This is a genomic window from Anabaena catenula FACHB-362, from assembly GCF_014698735.1.
Lineage (GTDB): Bacteria > Cyanobacteriota > Cyanobacteriia > Cyanobacteriales > Nostocaceae > Anabaena > Anabaena variabilis_A.
Map to the genome: position 1 here is coordinate 1 of NZ_JACJTQ010000033.1, position 17998 is coordinate 17998.

A 17998-nucleotide genomic window follows, 5' to 3' on the forward strand; every position below is an offset into this window, starting at 1 on the left:
GCTAAACCTTGATTCCAAGCGTGTCTAGCTACTCCTGCGTGTTGTGCCAGTAGTAGACGTTGTTGCTTGTTTACCTTGAGTTCGGTCTTGAATCCTAGTAGCATGAACATATTTTACAACAAAATCCCAATACAGTCACAATAGCTGATGACTTTGCCGGGGAGCATAAGTGAGTAATTGGTAGTAATTGTTAGCTTTTCAGCTACTGTTCATTAACCCTTACGGAACGCTACGTGCTATTTAAGGTTATATCTCCGGCACGCTGCGAGTTAGCGTAGCTCTTCTGCAAGGATAACGCTTTAACGTTACGTAGTTTTTCGTTACTTGTGAGTAAGTCCTGTTGTTATGCTGCTTCTGACTATTTCCATACTTTGGTCATCATTACCTGTGCAAAATTAATTGAACATTTTCAAATTCCGCATCCTTAATTGGATAAGGTACACAAGCAAATAAGATCTGTAAATAATTTTGCTTAACTATTCATAGTAGTTGCCAGGTAGCGATAGACATAAACTGTATCTCTTACAACAGCCATAGGCATCATAAAACAGATTTTTTAGCAGACTTTCAAGACTGTGATCTGTTAAAAATTTTCTGCAAAAACTGATATCAACAAACTTTTTTTAACAAGAGTACATATACCAAGCCGCTGAATACGTATAATTACGTTTTGCCTAGTTCATAATGTAATGATTGTTGGTTGGATTTTGATATGGTTTTTTAATTGTCAAAAATTTAAGGTCGAGCGTCACCCACTTCAGCCATGACATTGAAGTTCACCATTGGTGTAAACAAGTAAGCGCTTCCCCGACGGCTATGACGACTTTCTGGCAAAGAGTTTCTAGAGTATGAGGAATCTTAATAGTTAGCAATCTTTATTTATTAAGAAATAATTAAAATTTTTTGAAATTTTTTGGGTAGTTGATCCAGTAGTTGGTAGTGGAAATCCGCAGGTCAAACCACTGATTAATGCAGTGCTAAAGGTAAATCTATTGGCGTATATCACAGTATACAAGTATCACGGAAAAATTAAATTTTACTAAGTTAGGAATACGAACGAAGCAAACCTATAGACCGATAACGTGTTTTGGTGTAAGGTTTAGCAACGCCTGGCAGAATTTTTCTCAATGCGTAAGAAAGTCATCATAAATTCACAAACATTGTATAAAGAATTGGCAACATTGGAGAAAGACGGTAAACAATAACCATAGCTTAATTTAAATTTTTGTCACACTATGCAGCCAATTCGCACATTCAACGTATCTCCTTCACTACCGCAGCGACTAGAACCACTGCGGAATTTAGCATACAATCTGCACTTTGATTGGAATGTTGAGAGCAAAGACCTATTTCGCCGTTTAGACCCCGATTTATGGGAATCGAGCCATCATAACCCAGTGTTGATGCTGGGGACTATCAGCCAAGGGCGGCTTTTGGAAGTTGTCGAAGATGAAGGCTTCCTGGCGCAAATGGATAGAGCTGCTCGTCAGTTAGAAGATTATTTACAAGAGCGCACCTGGTATCAAAAAAAACGTCCTCAGCAAAGTAAGGAATGCTATGCTTATTTCTCTGCTGAGTTTGGATTGGTAGACTGTTTACCTGTCTATTCCGGTGGTTTGGGTGTATTAGCAGGGGATCATCTCAAATCTGCTAGTGATTTGGGATTACCTCTGGTGGGTGTGGGCTTACTTTACCAACAAGGTTACTTTGCTCAGTATCTAAATGCTGATGGTTGGCAGCAAGAACGCTACCTCATCAACGATTTTTATAATATGCCCTTGCACTTGGAACGTAATCCTGATGGCTCTGAGCTAAGGATTGCGGTAGATTATCCAGGACGTAAGGTATATGCCAGAGTATGGCGTGTACAGGTGGGAACTGTACCCCTGTATATGCTGGATACCAACATTGAACCTAACAACCCTTATGACCACGATATCACTGACCAGCTGTATGGTGGTGACATCGATATGCGTATCCACCAAGAAATTATGCTGGGTATTGGTGGTGTACAAATGCTCAAAGCTTTGGGCTATAAGGTCACTGCTTACCACATGAACGAAGGTCACGCGGGGTTCTCCGCCCTAGAGCGTATCCGCCTTTTGATTCAGGAAGAGGGGCTGAGTTATGCTCAAGCCAAACAGGTAGTCGCTTCCAGTAATATTTTTACTACCCACACACCAGTTCCAGCGGGAATTGACTTATTTGCGCCCGACAAAGTTTTGTACTACCTGGGATATTACGCTGATATTTTTGGCTTACCTAAAGAACAATTTTTAGGACTGGGGCGAGAAAATACTGGGGATTTATCTGCGCCTTTTAGTATGGCGGTGCTGGCGCTGAAGATGGCAACATTTTCTAATGGTGTGGCACAACTACACGGTGTAGTTTCGCGGCAAATGTTTCAAGGTCTGTGGCAAAAAGTCCCCGTTGAAGAAGTGCCGATTACTGCCATTACTAACGGTGTTCATGCTCGGAGTTGCGTGGCTAAGTCAACTCAGGAGTTGTACGATCGCTATCTAGGCCCAAACTGGTCATCAGCACCACCAGATAGTCAGTTGTGGGAACGGATGGAGGCTATTCCTGATGAGGAATTATGGCGCAATCACGAACGCTGCCGTTTAGACATGATTTTGTATGTCCGGGAGCATTTAGTGAAGCATTTGCGCGATCGCGGTGCTTCTGCTTCCGAAATCGCCCTATCCCAAGAAGTACTTGACCCCAAAGTTTTAACCATAGGCTTTGCTCGTCGTTTTGCTACCTACAAACGCGCTACTCTGTGGATGCGCGATTTAGAACGAATTAAGCAGATTTTGCTAAGTAACAAAGATCGCAAAGTCCAATTTGTGATTGCGGGGAAAGCACACCCCAAAGATATCCCTGGTAAAGAATTGATCCGCGATATCAATCACTTCATCCGCGAACAGAAGTTAGAAAAACACGTCGTGTTTGTTCCCAATTATGATATCCACATCGCCCGGTTGATGGTGGCAGGTTGTGATATCTGGTTAAATACCCCTCGTCGTCCCCGTGAAGCTTCTGGTACTAGCGGTATGAAGGCAGCAATGAATGGATTGCCGAATTTAAGCGTACTAGATGGTTGGTGGGATGAAGCTGATTATGTCCGTACTGGTTGGGCGATTGGACATGGTGAAAATTACGAAGATCCCAATTACCAAGATGAGGTAGAAGCCAACGCTCTCTATGAATTGCTAGAGAAAGAAGTTGTACCTTTATTTTATGAGCATCGGGACGGTGATGGCTTACCTCGTCCCTGGGTGGCAAAAATGAAGGATGCCATCCGTTTAAATTGTCCGTTTTTTAATACAGCACGGATGGTGCGAGAATATGCACAACGGGCTTATTTCCCCGCAAGCGATCGCTATCATACCCTAACTGTTGATAATTACGCCCCAGCTAAAGAATTAGCCGATTGGAAAGCAAAACTAGGTGAACACTGGTTTAACATCAGAATCAAAGATGTTGATGTCTCCGCAGTCTCAGAACTTAAAGTCAATCAAACTGTAGCGGTAAAAGCTAAGGTTGATTTAGCAACTTTGAAAAATGATGATGTGCAAGTAGAACTTTACCAAGGTTCTATTGATGCTAATGGCGATATTGTCAATGCTGTCCCAGTGGTGATGGATTACCAAGGTCAGGATAGTGAAGGATTAAGCGTTTACACAGGAAGTATCACTTACACCACCTCTGGTTTGCAGGGCTTGTCTTTGCGTGTGTTACCCCAGAACCAACACCTCGCTAGTCCTTATGAACCCAGGTTAATCGCTTGGGCTGAGTAAGCATTTTGTGTCCGATATAGCAGGTGACAGGGAACAGGTGACAGGTGACAGTCTGAAAAGTCTTTTGCTGTCTAGGTTTTATAATCAGTTGCTGTCCTAACCGCCCTGTCCGTTGCTGTATATAGCGATTTTAAGCTCTGTAAAGTCAAGTTTTAAATCGCAAAGTCTCTATGGGGCGGGTTTTCCCGCCCTTCATTGTATTTCATTTTTGTATCGGCTGCCATTATAGCAACCGCCAAGGTGATTAGGACATGAACTAATGATAAAACCTAGAGACAAAGAGACTTTCAACTCTGTCACCTGTCACCTGTCACCTGTCACCTGTCACCTGTCACCTGTCACCTGTCACCTGTCACCTGTCACCTGTCACCTATCATCTGCCATTACATTCTAATTTGACTGCGCTGCACCTGAAGAAGTAACTCTTCCACACTCCCTGCGGCGGGAAGACATTTCAAGCCTTGACACACTAAACCAACGCTTCCTTCTGGTAACTCTGATACCATTGCCAAGACGGTAGTTGGTAGATATTTGGGGATCAAAGATGTTAGCTGCTCACGGTTACTCCGAATCAAGGTGGAATTACGATACCAATCCAAAGCTGTAAATAAACTAGGACAAGCTTGGGGAGAGTTATTCATTACACCTCTAAACGCTCTCAAACCTTGTTCAGCTAAATCCAAGTAATGCAGATTATCAGTCAATAAGGATAGACGAACTAAATTAGCGATCGCGATCCCATTTGCTGAAGGTGTAGCATTATCTATATAACTGCGCTCCCTGACGATTAAATCTTGACTATTATCACTAGCTGTGTTGAAGTAACCACCTAGTTCTACACTCCAGAGAAATTCGTTAAATTCTTCTTGGAGAGCAACAGCTTTTTCTAACCAATAGTACTGAGTACTAAGTTCTGAGTCCTGAGTGGAAATATAATCAATTTGTCTCAAAGAAGCTTGGTGTAAATCCAGTAATGCCTTAATAAAAAAAGCGTAATCTTCAGATTGAGCTAAAACACTTGCTTCACCCTGATAGTTAAGTCGGTAGAAACGTCCATCTACAAACTGATTATCTAAGATAAAATTTGCCGCTTTTGCTGCTAATTCCAGATAGCTTGGTTGTCCAAACACCACAGCAGCCCTAGCCAAACCCGAAATCATCAAGCTATTCCAGGCCACAATCATTTTTGTATCCGTCACCGCCGGAATACGACCAGGCCATTCGGTTGTTTTTGCTTCTTGATTGTCTGGTGCTGGTGGAAAAGTTGTTAACGTCTCAGGTGTAGAACCATAACGAGCAGCAAACAACTTACTCAAAGAGATTTCTAGCGTTTGACTCAGTTCACCCTGATGCAATCTTTGTAAAACATTTTGTCCTTCAAAGTTGCCGTTAGCCGTAACCGTAAAATTTTGTTGTAATTCCGTTAGTTCTGCCGATGTTAACAGTTGGTCTAATTCGCTGTAACGCCAAACATAAAAAGCGCCTTCCTCTGGTTCTGCCGCTGTAGGATGAGTAAAACTATCCGCATCTTGAGCAGCATAGAAGTAACCAGTTGGTGCAGTCATTTCTCGTTGCAACCATTTGACAGTCCCAGCGACAGCCCTCTCAAAAGCTGGTTCCTGTATTCCCGCACTCCACAAATTTCCCAGATACTCGATCATCTGACCGTTGTCATAAAGCATCTTTTCAAAATGGGGGACAGTCCAAGTGGGATCAACAGTGTAGCGATGAAAGCCACCACCGACATGATCATAAATCCCACCCAGTACTAAATCTAATCCCCGTTGAGTACAAACTTGCTGTCTATCATACTGAGATTCATAATTAAACCGAGTTCCGCGCAATGCAAATTCAGCGTAGGGGATCATGGGAAAACTATTACCAACTTGCTTAGGAATAATGATCCCCGTGCTAGTTTCCCAACCTTTGAGCAATAATTCATGATCTTCAGTCTCCTGAGTATTGCTGTTTTGCAATACCGCAGATGTCAGCAATGCCTCAACAACCAACGCTTTACGTTGGCGCAATTCTTCTTTTTCTGTATCGTAGTAACGACGTAAAGTTTGTAAAACCTGTAAAAATCCAGGACGACCATAGCGGGGATCTACAGGAAAGTAAGTTCCCGCGTAAAACGGTACTAAATCATCTGGAGATAGAAAAACATTTAACGGCCAACCCCCTTGACCACTCATCATCTGCAAAGTCTGCATATAGATGCTATCCAGGTCAGGTCGTTCTTCCCGGTCTACCTTAATGGGGAGAAAATTGGCATTCATGTATTCAGCGATCGCTAAATCAGAAAAAGCTTCTCCTTCCATCACCGTACACCAGTGGCAACTAGAATAACCAATGGAGAGAAAAATTGGTTTATCTTGTTCCCTGGCAGTGGCAAGTGCTTCATCACACCAAGACCACCAGTCAATCGGATTTTCGGCGTGTTTGCGGAGATAGAGGCTTTTGGCTTCAGCAAGGCGATTAGTCATCAGGGTAAGAGCAGGTAATTACCTTTTTTGCTCAGTCTAACCTTTTCATATTATGTTCGCCTCATGGCTTTGCATCCGCCTTCGCGCAACAAAAGTTTTTCCTTTCCTCTCTCCTCTGAAGAAAGAGCTAGGGAGAGGTTGTAATATCAATTTACTTAATTACAGTTTCCAATGAATCTCCGCGTCTGTGCCTCTGTCCATTTGTATCAATCATCAAGTGAAACGGTATCAGGGGGTTGGCGAGTTAGGTCTATCTCTCATATTTTTTAACGCCCACCTACTTAGTGAGGAAAAGAGAGAACAGGCAGCGCAGAAGAATCTCACCGATCCCCAGGCAATTGATGAAGTTTCGTTAAGTCGTTGGACATTTAACTTGCATAATTAGGGTGGGCAAGATGCCCACACCACAAGAGTTTTTCTGAGATATGCAATTTCAAAGTTGATGAGCTTATTTCAAAAAGTTAAACGTGGAACCGATGACTGACGCTGGTATTTCAGACATAGGTGATACACCCTTAGCCGGAATTCGAGTACTAGTATTGAGTCCGGCTGTCAAGTGCAGTAAAAAGGTAATCAAAGCAGCTTGTATAAGTCTTTCCAGCATATTACTTCTCTCTCTTAATTGATAGCATTTCAAGTAAGACTAGTTATTCTAAATACACCTCATATTCTCGATTTACCAGATTTGACGAATATGTCCGGATAATTAACCAGAACAAGTTTGAAAAATGTGAAAAAAGTTACTAATACCTGAAAAATAATTTCGAGTCATCGAAATCTACATTTTTCCAATAAAGGCAAGCTAGAGGTGTAGGGTAAGAGGTAGCTAAGGGCATAAGAGGCAGAATCGGATTTAATCTTCCTGTTATTCAGCCCTCTTTTCAGATGACCATAGCTACTTAGACGCTTGTCGCACTAAAAAAGTGTCCGTCAAAGAATTTTAGATTTTGGATTTTAGATTTTGGATTGACCCCAGGGATAAATCCGGGGCTTGGGAATTTTGGATTTTAGATTGATCCCACGGATAAATCCGGGGGCTTGTACCATCAAGGAATCATTGGACAAAGAATTTTAGATTTTAAATTTTAGATAGTTTGGTGTGATGAATATGCTTGTTCAGAACTGATTATGGAGAAATAAACACTGATATTCTCTAGTTCTCAAGATTTTTCCCAATATTCATTTGCCTGTCTAAACACAATCAGCCATTGACATCGATAGAATAAATGGAAAATAGCTACAAGCACCTGTCCATGATTCCTATCGTTATTGAACAATCGGGTCGAGGCGAACGCGCCTTCGATATCTACTCACGGCTGTTACGTGAGCGCATCATCTTTTTGGGACAACAGGTTGATAGCAGTCTTGCTAACTTGATTGTTGCCCAATTACTGTTTCTAGATGCTGAAGACTCGGAGAAAGACATTTATATGTACATCAATTCTCCCGGTGGTTCGGTTACGGCGGGGATGGGGATTTTTGACACCATGAAGCATATCCGCCCTGATGTCTGTACTATTTGTACTGGACTAGCGGCTAGTATGGGCGCTTTCCTCCTCAGTGCTGGTGCTAAAGGTAAGCGAATGAGTCTACCCCATTCGCGGATTATGATTCATCAACCTTTAGGTGGCGCTCAAGGACAAGCGACTGATATTGAAATTCAGGCGCGGGAAATTTTATACCACAAAAAAAGGCTAAATGATTATTTAGCTGATCACACAGGTCAGCCAATTGAGCGTATTGCTGAAGATACTGAACGTGACTTCTTCATGTCTCCTGAAGAAGCTAAGGAATATGGCTTAATTGACCAAGTGATTGATCGTCACGCTGCGGGTAGTCGTCCAATGGCTGTAGTGTAGAGGGCAGGGTGCAGGGTGCAGGGGGCAGGGGGTAATTATTTCTCCCCATCTCCCCATCTCCCCATCCCCGCGTCTCTACTAAAATCCAGCAATGGGGTCTGGTTGAGATTTGAGGTAGTTAAGAAAATCTAGCAACTCTTCTTCACTGAGTAAAGAGCGCCCTAGCTTCCCATAGGTTTTTTTGAGAAATTCCCTTCCTTGTTCTTTAGTCCAGCCTAAACGCTCTATTTGGACATCTGTTTGGGCAATGACATCAGATAAATTAACTGGTTCATTTTTTCTCTTTCTTGTTCCTATACCTAACGGCACACCAACATCTTCTGGAGGAGAATAACTGCGTGGGGTAAATGGTGTGACATTACTAGGAGTCATTCCTAGTAAGGGGTAATGGTCAGATTCTTGATCTGATAATATCTTTAAGCTTTCCCCAGGGGGATCAAGTTGTTGTTCTCTAGTAGTATGTTCTGGAAAACTTTGACCTAAAGCTTGGTTGTAGGTATCAGGTGTAGATTTTTCTATATTGTTGACTGTTGACCATTGATTACTGACAACATCCTTAGCGGCTTGGCCAGACTCAGGTGGGACAGTTGAGGGATTTAAAGAGGGATTTACCTGCACTGCGGAAATTGGTTTTGGGGTAAATGTACCTTTTCCCTCAGTTGCATTAGTGATTCCCAAGACCATGAGCGCCCTGTTTCTGGCTTGGTCTTCAGCTGCTTCTACGGTTTCTGCTCCTGCCATACCAGTGGAGCGGGTGATGCCTTCAATTTGCACAGTCACTCGGACGATATATTTTCCTTGAAAAATTTGTAATAATTCCGAGATAATACTGCCGTTAGGATACAAGCTCTGGAATTGAGCCAACATAATAGTGCCACCAATCTAAATCTGTTTAATTACTCGGTTGATCGAAGATGACACGGGGATACGGAGACGCTCAAGACGCGGAGCGTTTGATGCATCTGATGCCCCGTGCCGGGAACGAAAGTTCCAGGGGTATAAAACCCCGTGTGAATCTTCGATTTAGACGCTTGAACTTAGGTGGGGTTACAATCTGAGTCCAATTTCTGTCCCCGTGTCCCCGTGTCTCCCTCTCTCCGCGTCCTTCGTGATGTCTTCTGTGTACACAGGTTACATCCTTTCATTCTCACTGAAAACTCTGGTCGGGAGTCACTTTAATTTTAGTGTTCCTCCTGGGACTTCAGGGTACTTTTCGCGGTATGATCATCTGTCACGATTGTAGCAGCAGCCGGTTTTTGAGCCGATACTTTTTGGCTACTGTTGAGTAACTTAGGGTGTTCTTCCTTTCAATGCTATACTAATTACCCAATTCGATATCTAAAAGTATTTTCTGGAAGTGCGCTCTAAATCTACAATGATAAGGATAAGGTTCGCCCTCACGGCTTGTTAAGCTGCTTACCTAATTGTTACCGATTCTACATATGGGAAAATTGGGTTGATCGGCAGTTTCTCCTAGTTAAAATTCAGATTCTTATGGTGGAAAATTACCTTTAGTCTAGACAATCAAACACCTGTGTTTCCCGCAGGTATGAGCTTTTTGGGTATGATGGAGAGTTCTCTAAACCAATCCTCTCAAAAACCCATAGCGTAATTACCTGGTGGAGCAAAATTGAGTGTCAGGAGTGCTTTGTAAGATTGCTTAGGTAAAGAAAGTTTAAACCAGACAGATTCTGAGAGTGTCGTGCAGTGAGAAGTCCGAGCAGAGGTTTACTCTGAGAGGATCTTCGGTAGCCTTGCCTTCTCTACGAGACGCTACGCATAGCTTGCTTCTCCGCAGGAGTACAGATAATTCGTTTGTAGCAAATGTCTTCTGTAATCCGTGAGGGTATACAGGGAAGAACCAGATTAAACAACAGACACTTTAACGCCAGTCACAGGCCACTTGCTACAACTCTCTAGACCAGAGCAACGCAGTGGCTCCTCAAGTCGGGAAACCCACGGTGCTGGCTGATCAACGGGGGGGAACCTCCGCACGTAAGTGTCCTCAAAAAATGATGTTTTGACCAAAGGTCGGTTCACTGCATGGAATTTTCAATCGCTACACTCCTTGCCAATTTCACCGATGATAAATTGGTAGCTCGTAAAGTCTTGGAAAAGAAACTCGGTTGTGAGGATGAAGAGAGTCTAGAAAAACTTCACATTGCTTTGGAGGTGCTGGAAAAAGTAGGGCTGTTGGTGAAGGAACGGGGTAAGTACCGCCGGGTGACAGAAGAGGGGTTAATTGAAGCAAAACTCCGTTGCTCTAGTAAGGGATTTTGCTTTGCGATTCAAGATGTGGAAGGATCTGAGGATATTTACATCCGGGAAAGCCATTTGAGTAATGCCTGGAATGGCGATCGCGTTTTGGTCAGAGTTCTCAAGGAAGGTAGTCGCCGCCGTTCACCTGAAGGTGAAGTGAAGCTAATTCTGGAGCGTTCAAATCACACTTTGCTGGCACGAATTAAGCAAGTTGAAGGCGGTTTTCGGGCTGTCCCCTTGGATGATCGTCTGCTGTTTGAATTGAAACTGCTCACAAACGGCATGAAATTGGATCAAGCCCTCGATCACTTGGCCCATGTAGAAGTCCTGCGTTATCCATTGGCTCAGTATCCACCCTTGGGTCGAGTAGTGCAAATTCTCGGTAGTGATGCTGAAGCTGCGGCTGATATAGATTTAGTAACTTGTAAGCATGATCTGTCACGTAATTTTCCTGATAATGTCCTCGATGTAGCCGCTAAATTACCTAAAAAGCTTCTCAAAGCAGATTTAAAAAATCGGGTAGATTTACGTAATTTGTTTACTCTGACCATTGAAGGGGTAAATGGAGATGACCGTGTAGTAGAAAATGCTTTTAGTTTGGAAAAAATACCAAACAAACCTTGGCGATTAGTTGTTCATATTACGGATCTTTCCCACTACATCCAACCTGATGAACCTTTAGATCGAGAGGCGCTTAAGCGCGGAAAGTCAGTGTATCTAGGAGAATTAATTCTGCCGATGTTACCAGATGCGGTAGCAGAACGCTGTTCTTTATCACCTGGTAGCGATCGCTTGGCCCTATCCTTTGTGATCACAATTCATCCCCAATCGGGAGAAGTGTTGGACTGGGAAATTCAACCTAGTGTGATCAATGTAGATAAGGCTGTAAGTAAACAACAAGCAGAAGCGATTCTCACAGGTAAATCAACAAAAGTAACTGCTGAGAGTATCGAGATCTTACAGGACTTAGAAAGTTTGGCACAAGCCGCCAAACAAGCGCGATTAGCTCGTGGTAGCTTGCAGTTGAATCTACCACCCAGTCAAAATCCCTACTATGATGAGGGAGTGATGGGGGCTGTGGTAGTGAATGATTTACCTGTGCGATCGCTCTTAACCGAGTTGGTGCTATTAGTAAATCAACTGCTCGCAGATCACCTCAGCGCTTTGGGAGTTCCTGCCATTTGGCGAGTCCAAGGCACACCTGATACCGAAGATGTTCAGGAAATGCTAAAACTGGCAATTAATTTAGGTGTGGAGTTGACATTAGATCCAGATGTGGATATCCAACCCTTAGATTACCAACACTTAACTAGAGCTTTTGCAGAATCACCATCTGAGCAAGTTCTTACCTATTTGTTGCAAGATACCCTCAAGCCATCTGTATACAGCACAACTAAAGGTTCTCACTTTGGTTTGGCTCTAACACAGTATCTCCACTTTAGCTCTCCCCTGCGGCGCTACCCAGATTTACTCATGCAAAGGGTATACCATTCACTACTAGAATACGGACGCGATCGCCGCAACACCCGTGTGAAAGAGCGTGTGAACCTGCGTCACTCCTCCAGTCATGCGGAAATTAACTGGAACGTTCTCCCTCCAGAGTTACAACAAGAACTCCAAAGTGATTTAACTAGAGTACTTGTCCAGATTAATGACAGAGAAAAAGAAGTCCAAGAAGCCGAAGCGGATTTAGCTGGACTGCAAAAAGCCCAACTCATGAAACAGCGAATTGGTCAAGTTTTTCCTGGCGTGATTACTGGTGTACAATCTTACGGATTCTTTGTAGAAATCGAAGTCCCAGCCGCCGAATTAGAAATTGGTTCCCAGCTAGGTACACCGTTGCGGGTAGAAGGACTAGTACACGTCAGTTCTCTCAAAGATGATTGGTACGAATATCGTGCTAGACAGCAGGCTCTATTTGGGCGTAAAAATCGCGCTTCCTATAGATTAGGCGATCGCGTTGCTGTACAAGTAAAGAGTGTCGATTACTACCGCCAGCAAATTGATTTAGTCACTGTTGGTGCTGATGGTGTAGCCAAAAATTTGGGAATTGGTGCAGTCAATCAAGATATATCAGACATTTACTTACAAAATGACCTTGAATCTCTTGACTTAGATCCCTATGCTGATGACGAGTAAATATTCTGGATAATAGCGTGCCAAATGACACAAAACCTCTAATTTTGGGCGTATCCGGTGCATCAGGTCTGATTTATGCCGTTCGCGCTCTTAAATTTCTTCTTGAAGCAGAGTATAAGATTGAACTAGTGGCTTCCAAATCAACTTACATGGTTTGGCAAGCAGAACAGGAAACCCGAATGCCAGCAGACCCCGAAGGACAAGAGCAGTTTTGGCGAGAACAAGCCGGAGTGCCACTATCAGGTAAACTGCGTTGTCATCCTTGGAGTGATGTTGGGGCTGGTATTGCCAGCGGTTCCTTTCGGACTTTAGGGATGATCATTATACCATGCAGCATGAGTACAGTAGCAAAACTGGCAGTTGGCTTGAGTTCCGATTTACTAGAACGGGCTGCCGATGTCCAGATTAAAGAGGGACGCAAGCTAGTTGTTGTTCCCAGAGAAACTCCTTTTAGCTTGATTCACCTGCGTAACTTAACAACCTTAGCAGAAACAGGAGTGAGAGTCGTCCCCGCTATTCCTGCCTGGTATCACAATCCCCAAACCATTGAAGATTTAGTTGATTTTGTAGTAGCCCGTGCCTTAGATCAACTGGATATTGACTGTATTCCCATCCAGCGCTGGCAAGGTCATCGTTAAATCAGTTATCAGTTATCAGTTATCAGCTATCACTGTTTACTGATAACTGTTAAAAGGGGTTAAATGCAGTTCTGGAGTATATCTTTAATCATCAAAACTTGACAGTCGCTTCTCTACGAGACACAGCGCCGAATCTTTTGATCTCTTCTTTCTCTCTTTCTTCGTGTCCTTCGCGTCTTCGCGGTTCATTTTGCATTTTCTTATGGCTGTAATTCGCTTAATTCTGTTGGTAGCTGTGCTGGGAGGACTGACGCTGTTGTTAGTCCAAAATTTGTCGCCAGCCCTCCCATTGGTATTTTTGGGGATGCGGACTCAAGTCTTACCATTAGCTTTGTGGATTTTCTTGAGCATTGCCACCGGTGCTTTCACATCTATATTAATTGCCACTTTATTGAAATTTACTAATTATTTTGCTCAACCACCAGAAAGAACTTCTTCCCAATCACCTGTAAATTCACAACGTGTGAGGACAACTCCCAGAAAAGAATCTACATCTTCTCCTAGCAGTCCACCACCCCCTACTAGTAAACCTGATTACACTACCAACCAGGAATTTGATGATTGGGAGACAAAGCCTACTGATGATGATTGGGATTTTGAAGAACAACCACAAACAGGCAGTTCCAGAACCTCCGAACCCCAGCAAGCACCTAAAACTGCTTCTCAACCTGGGTCAGTTTACTCATACAATGCTCAAGAACCAAAAAATACTGGTGTGGGAAAAACTGAATCTATTTATGATGCTGATTACCGAGTAATTATCCCTCCATATCAACCATCAACTACTAATCAAGCAGATGATGATGATTGGGATTTTTTTGAAGACGACGACTTTGAGGATGAAAATGAAGGCTCTCGCCGATAAGCTAATCAATCTATTGATCCTACTTCATACCACACTTCTCTCGTGATTCCTGCTTGATTTTACCCATCATAGCAGCTTCCTGCAAAGTCATGAAGGCCTGAAAGTCCTCCAAGTCATACTGGGTGGTTAAAAGTTGTCTGAGTTGATTTTCTGCTTCCACAGTTAAATAACCAGTTGCCAAAGCTGTTTGCACAACGTCTAGAATTCGAGTCATAGCTGAAACCTCATTCATACCACATTGATTGATGGGAGTTTAGTTGAGAGAGAATAAAGCTTTTTTGTCAAAAATGGAAAAGTTGGTTATTGTTTACACCTTGACACAGAGATGCAAGTGATCAAGGCTTGCCGTTAGTCAAGTTGAGAATCAAAAAACTGTCTTGTTAGCTACATAGTATTGAGGAAGGCTCCATTCACTCACCAGATAAAGTTGGATTTTTTTATATTGACAGAATTTATTTCCTTAAAGTTTCAAACAAGTTATATGAAATTTCCATTAAGTTCAAGAATACCTAAGTAATAAATAAGAACGCACCTAACAATCGTTATTAATTTCGTTATAAATTTATCGTTGGTTTATTCTGACTTTACATAACAAACGTTAGTATATCGCTAAAGTAACTGTAAATATACTAATAACAATGATGGTGGTAGTAGGTTCTCAACCCGTGGAAGAAGAATTTATAGAAGCTCAGAGAAATTGGGAGTTAGAGAAATTATACTTAGATTTAGCTTCTGCAAAGAGAAAAGCCTTAACACCTGTGGAAAAGAAATTGCTGAGAGGTTTACTTTGTGGTTGTAGTCCTGCGGAAATAGCGAATAGAGTTTATCAAAGTCGCAGTAGCAGTACAGTCAGAGTTTATTTGTCTAATGGATTATATAAGTACATAGAGGATATGCTGAGTAGTCAAGCTGGACACTCAGTCAAGGTAAAAAACTGGAGTCATGTGACTCATTTATTAGAAAAGGCTGGGTATAAAAAAAATTGGATTCAATTAAACACCATCGTCACTTTTATCAAAGATACCAAAGAGCAAGAGACGGAGTTAATTGAACTGAAATCCCAAAAAATTAAAGATTGGGGTGAAGCCGTTGATGTCAGTGGCTTTTGTGGAAGGACGACAGAATTAGCCACAGTTTCAGAATGGATTTTACAACAGCGCTGTCGGTTAGTTGTGCTTTTGGGAATGGGTGGAATTGGTAAAACTGCTTTTTCTATCAAGTTAGCAGAAGGGATTCAAGATCAGTTTGAGTATGTGATCTGGCGATCGCTACATCTATGCCCGCCGATAGATGTGATCTTAAGTAATATAATGCAGATATTATCCCCAAATCTAGAGATAGATCAGACAGCAACTCTGAATAGCAGAATTTCCCAACTGATTCAGAGTTTACGCAATGCTCGATGTCTTTTGGTCTTAGATAACGTTGACTCGATTTTATCTAGTGCTGATAGAGATGAAACCTCAGTACCATCTCCCACCCTAGGTAATACACCTTACGATCTTTCACAAATTCGATATCGTCCTGGTTATGAGGGCTATGGTGAATTAATTAGAAGGGTGGGAGATTCCCAACATCAAAGCTGCTTATTATTAACTAGCCGGGAAAAACCACCGGAAATTGCGGCTATTGAAGGAAAAAAACTACCTGTTCGTTCTGTAAACTTGACTGGTTTAAGCCGGAAAGAAAGCCTACTTATCCTCAAAGCTAAAGGATTCGCCGAATTTCAATATACAGAATGTAGTTTATTGATTGACTGCTATGCTGGCAATCCCTTATTTTTGAAATTAGTTGCTACTACTATTCAAGATTTATTTGGTGGTAGTATCTATGAGTTTTTGGAACAGGGTACTTTAGCGTTTGGTGATATTCGCCGGATTTTAGACCAGCAGTTCGACCCTTTGTCGGAGTTAGAGATATCTATTATATATTGGCTGGCGCTAAATCCAGATTGCGCTTCTACGCATACTGTGCCGAGTAATATTATCCCCGGCTTGTCACCACGATTAGCACAAAGATTAGTTCTGGAAACGATAGAATTACTCCAACGGCGATCGCTGATTGAGAAAGCTAAAGTGCAGGCAGACGTTCATTCTACAGCCCCGCTCATGAACACACAACTATTTTGTTTATCGCCTGGCATCGTTTTCAGGGACTATATAATTGAACGCTTAATGGAAGAAAATTTTAAATCTCATCTAGCCGCAGAAAGTAACCTATTGCTGCGTAATCCAATTTTAGCGGCACAATTGAAAATTGACATGAAAAAAAGTATTGTTAATAGCAATGTTTAAATTAGTTATCACTGATAACTGATGACTTAATAAATCATAAAACTGGAGTAAAGTGACTTGGTGAGTAATTTATTAAAAGGAGTCAACCTATATTTAATTGGGATGATGGGTGTTGGTAAGACGACCGTAGGGCGGTTACTAGCACAGCAACTTAGTTATGGGTTTTTGGATACTGATGATGTCATAGTCAAAGCTGCTAGAAAATCTATCAATGAGATATTTGCTGATGAAGGGGAAGCAGCATTTCGCCAATTGGAGAGTGAAATTTTAGCTCAAGTCTGTGCTTATACTAAGTTGACCATAGCCACTGGTGGCGGGATTGTACTAAAGCAAGAAAACTGGGGCTATTTGCGTCACGGTTTGATAGTGTGGCTGGATGCGCCGGTGGACATTCTGTTGCGTCGGTTAGTAGAAGATGATACAAGACCACTTTTACAAGATTCTCACCCTGAAGATAAATTGAGGTCGCTCCTCGAACAACGCCAATCGCTTTACTCTCAGGCAGATTTACATATTACCATCACCGAATCAGAAACACCAGAACAAATTGCCACACGCATCTTAGAAGTAATTCCCAGCATTCTCAAAACTCAAGATTCACAACACCAAAATTGATCTGAGGAACTTTTGTGATCCTAAGTTGCTTTCATGTTTTGATCATGTAACAACCTTATATCCTAAATCTCAAATCCAAAATTGGAAGATCCTCATGATGGTGAACGATACCGAGTATATCAGGCAAGCTGAAGCTAATCGCGTCGAAATCCTCAGCGAAGCACTACCTTACATTCAACAATTTGCTGGTCGCACCGTTGTTGTCAAATACGGAGGTGCGGCGATGAAAGATAGCACCCTTAAAGATAAAGTTATCCGCGACATTGTATTTTTGTCTTGCGTAGGGTTGCGACCAATTTTAGTACATGGCGGTGGCCCAGAAATTAACAGTTGGTTAGGTAAACTGGGAATTGAGGCACAGTTTAAGAATGGTTTGCGCGTCACCGATGCAGCGACAATGGATGTGGTAGAAATGGTGTTAGTCGGTCGAGTCAATAAAGAAATTGTCTCCTTGATTAACCAAGCTGGTGGTATGGCGGTGGGTCTTTGTGGTAAAGATGGTCACTTGATCACTGCCCGTCCCCAAGGTGATGAAGGTATTGGCTTTGTCGGGGAAGTCAGTAATGTGAATATCAAAATTTTAGATACTTTGTCTAAAAATGGCTATATTCCCGTAGTTTCTAGCGTCGCGGCTGATGATAGCGGACAAGCTTACAATATTAACGCTGATACAGTTGCGGGGGAAATAGCTGCTGCACTGGGGGCGGAAAAATTGATTTTGCTTACCGATACCAGGGGGATTTTAAAAGATTATAAAGATCCTTCTACCTTAATAGCCAAAGTAGATATTCCTGAAGCCCGTGAATTAATTGCCGATGGCATAGTCAGCGGGGGTATGATTCCTAAAGTGACTTGTTGTGTGCGATCGCTCGCCCAAGGAGTCAAAGCCGCACACATCATTGATGGCCGCATTCCTCACGCCCTGCTGTTAGAAATCTTCACAGATGTGGGGATTGGAACCATGATTCTGGGTTCTCAGTTTAAATAATAATTTGGGGACTGGTGATTGGTGATTGGTGATTGGAAAGACTCTAACCTGTTTGTTC

13 protein-coding genes are annotated in these 17998 nt (G+C 42.4%); 8 read left to right on the forward strand and 5 right to left on the reverse strand.

Annotated elements, in window-relative coordinates:
* A partial coding sequence (locus H6G68_RS18980; RefSeq protein ID WP_339327873.1) for a helix-turn-helix domain-containing protein occupies window positions 1–110 on the reverse strand: 110 nt, incomplete at its 3' end.
* Between the two features lie 1125 nt (window positions 111–1235).
* On the opposite strand from H6G68_RS18980, the gene glgP reads away from it, so the two are divergent.
* Window positions 1236–3800 (forward strand): alpha-glucan family phosphorylase, encoded by a 2565-nt coding sequence (gene glgP, locus H6G68_RS18985; RefSeq protein ID WP_190908039.1) that lies wholly within the window; start codon window positions 1236–1238, stop codon window positions 3798–3800.
* Window positions 3801–4183: 383 nt separating this feature from the next.
* Here the strand turns inward: glgP and H6G68_RS18990 are convergent, their stop codons facing one another.
* Both H6G68_RS18990 and H6G68_RS18995 read right to left on the reverse strand, forming a co-directional pair.
* Window positions 4184–6283: a thioredoxin domain-containing protein gene (locus H6G68_RS18990; RefSeq protein ID WP_190908040.1), complete on the reverse strand. Its 2100-nt coding sequence runs from the start codon at window positions 6281–6283 to the stop codon at window positions 4184–4186.
* Window positions 6284–6731: 448 nt separating this feature from the next.
* A complete protein-coding gene (locus H6G68_RS18995) occupies window positions 6732–6887 on the reverse strand; it encodes a hypothetical protein (protein WP_177176118.1) in 156 nt (51 codons plus the stop codon).
* 649 nt (window positions 6888–7536) lie between these two features.
* Between H6G68_RS18995 and clpP the strand changes: the two genes are divergently transcribed.
* Window positions 7537–8142, forward strand: a complete 606-nt coding sequence (gene clpP / locus H6G68_RS19000; protein ID WP_127054511.1) for an ATP-dependent Clp endopeptidase proteolytic subunit ClpP — start codon at window positions 7537–7539, stop codon at window positions 8140–8142.
* A gap of 78 nt (window positions 8143–8220) precedes the next feature.
* Here the strand turns inward: clpP and H6G68_RS19005 are convergent, their stop codons facing one another.
* Window positions 8221–9009 (reverse strand): hypothetical protein, encoded by a 789-nt coding sequence (locus H6G68_RS19005; protein WP_190908041.1) that lies wholly within the window; start codon window positions 9007–9009, stop codon window positions 8221–8223.
* A gap of 1176 nt (window positions 9010–10185) precedes the next feature.
* On the opposite strand from H6G68_RS19005, the gene H6G68_RS19010 reads away from it, so the two are divergent.
* The 3 genes from H6G68_RS19010 (at window position 10186) to H6G68_RS19020 (ending at window position 14043) form a co-directional block, all read left to right on the forward strand.
* On the forward strand, window positions 10186–12540 hold the full coding sequence (locus tag H6G68_RS19010; RefSeq protein WP_190908042.1) for a ribonuclease R family protein: 2355 nt from the start codon (window positions 10186–10188) through the stop codon (window positions 12538–12540).
* A 17-nt stretch (window positions 12541–12557) separates the two neighbouring features.
* Window positions 12558–13178, forward strand: coding sequence for a UbiX family flavin prenyltransferase (locus tag H6G68_RS19015; protein ID WP_190908043.1), 621 nt, complete (start codon window positions 12558–12560; stop codon window positions 13176–13178).
* Between the two features lie 202 nt (window positions 13179–13380).
* Window positions 13381–14043, forward strand: a complete 663-nt coding sequence (locus H6G68_RS19020; RefSeq protein ID WP_190908044.1) for a LapA family protein — start codon at window positions 13381–13383, stop codon at window positions 14041–14043.
* 19 nt (window positions 14044–14062) lie between these two features.
* Here the strand turns inward: H6G68_RS19020 and H6G68_RS19025 are convergent, their stop codons facing one another.
* Window positions 14063–14257 (reverse strand): hypothetical protein, encoded by a 195-nt coding sequence (locus H6G68_RS19025; protein WP_127054279.1) that lies wholly within the window; start codon window positions 14255–14257, stop codon window positions 14063–14065.
* A 427-nt stretch (window positions 14258–14684) separates the two neighbouring features.
* Between H6G68_RS19025 and H6G68_RS19030 the strand changes: the two genes are divergently transcribed.
* The 3 genes from H6G68_RS19030 to argB all read left to right on the forward strand — a co-directional run bounded on the left by H6G68_RS19030 (window position 14685) and on the right by argB (window position 17940).
* Complete coding sequence (locus H6G68_RS19030) at window positions 14685–16337, forward strand: NB-ARC domain-containing protein (protein WP_190908084.1); 1653 nt, start codon at window positions 14685–14687, stop codon at window positions 16335–16337.
* Between the two features lie 60 nt (window positions 16338–16397).
* The gene (locus tag H6G68_RS19035; protein WP_190908045.1) at window positions 16398–16952 is read left to right on the forward strand and encodes a shikimate kinase; all 555 of its coding nucleotides are present in this window, start codon (window positions 16398–16400) and stop codon (window positions 16950–16952) included.
* A gap of 94 nt (window positions 16953–17046) precedes the next feature.
* Window positions 17047–17940: an acetylglutamate kinase gene (gene argB, locus H6G68_RS19040; protein WP_190648855.1), complete on the forward strand. Its 894-nt coding sequence runs from the start codon at window positions 17047–17049 to the stop codon at window positions 17938–17940.
* Window positions 17941–17998 lie beyond the last annotated feature (58 nt).

Coding starts and splice junctions, on each gene's coding strand:
- glgP (WP_190908039.1), top strand. CDS start 1,236: ATGCAGCCAATTCGCACATTCAACGTATCTCCTTCACTACCGCAGCGA.
- H6G68_RS18990 (WP_190908040.1), bottom strand. CDS start 6,283: ATGACTAATCGCCTTGCTGAAGCCAAAAGCCTCTATCTCCGCAAACAC.
- H6G68_RS18995 (WP_177176118.1), bottom strand. CDS start 6,887: ATGCTGGAAAGACTTATACAAGCTGCTTTGATTACCTTTTTACTGCAC.
- clpP (WP_127054511.1), top strand. CDS start 7,537: ATGATTCCTATCGTTATTGAACAATCGGGTCGAGGCGAACGCGCCTTC.
- H6G68_RS19005 (WP_190908041.1), bottom strand. CDS start 9,009: ATGTTGGCTCAATTCCAGAGCTTGTATCCTAACGGCAGTATTATCTCG.
- H6G68_RS19010 (WP_190908042.1), top strand. CDS start 10,186: ATGGAATTTTCAATCGCTACACTCCTTGCCAATTTCACCGATGATAAA.
- H6G68_RS19020 (WP_190908044.1), top strand. CDS start 13,381: ATGGCTGTAATTCGCTTAATTCTGTTGGTAGCTGTGCTGGGAGGACTG.
- H6G68_RS19025 (WP_127054279.1), bottom strand. CDS start 14,257: ATGACTCGAATTCTAGACGTTGTGCAAACAGCTTTGGCAACTGGTTAT.
- H6G68_RS19030 (WP_190908084.1), top strand. CDS start 14,685: ATGGTGGTAGTAGGTTCTCAACCCGTGGAAGAAGAATTTATAGAAGCT.
- argB (WP_190648855.1), top strand. CDS start 17,047: ATGATGGTGAACGATACCGAGTATATCAGGCAAGCTGAAGCTAATCGC.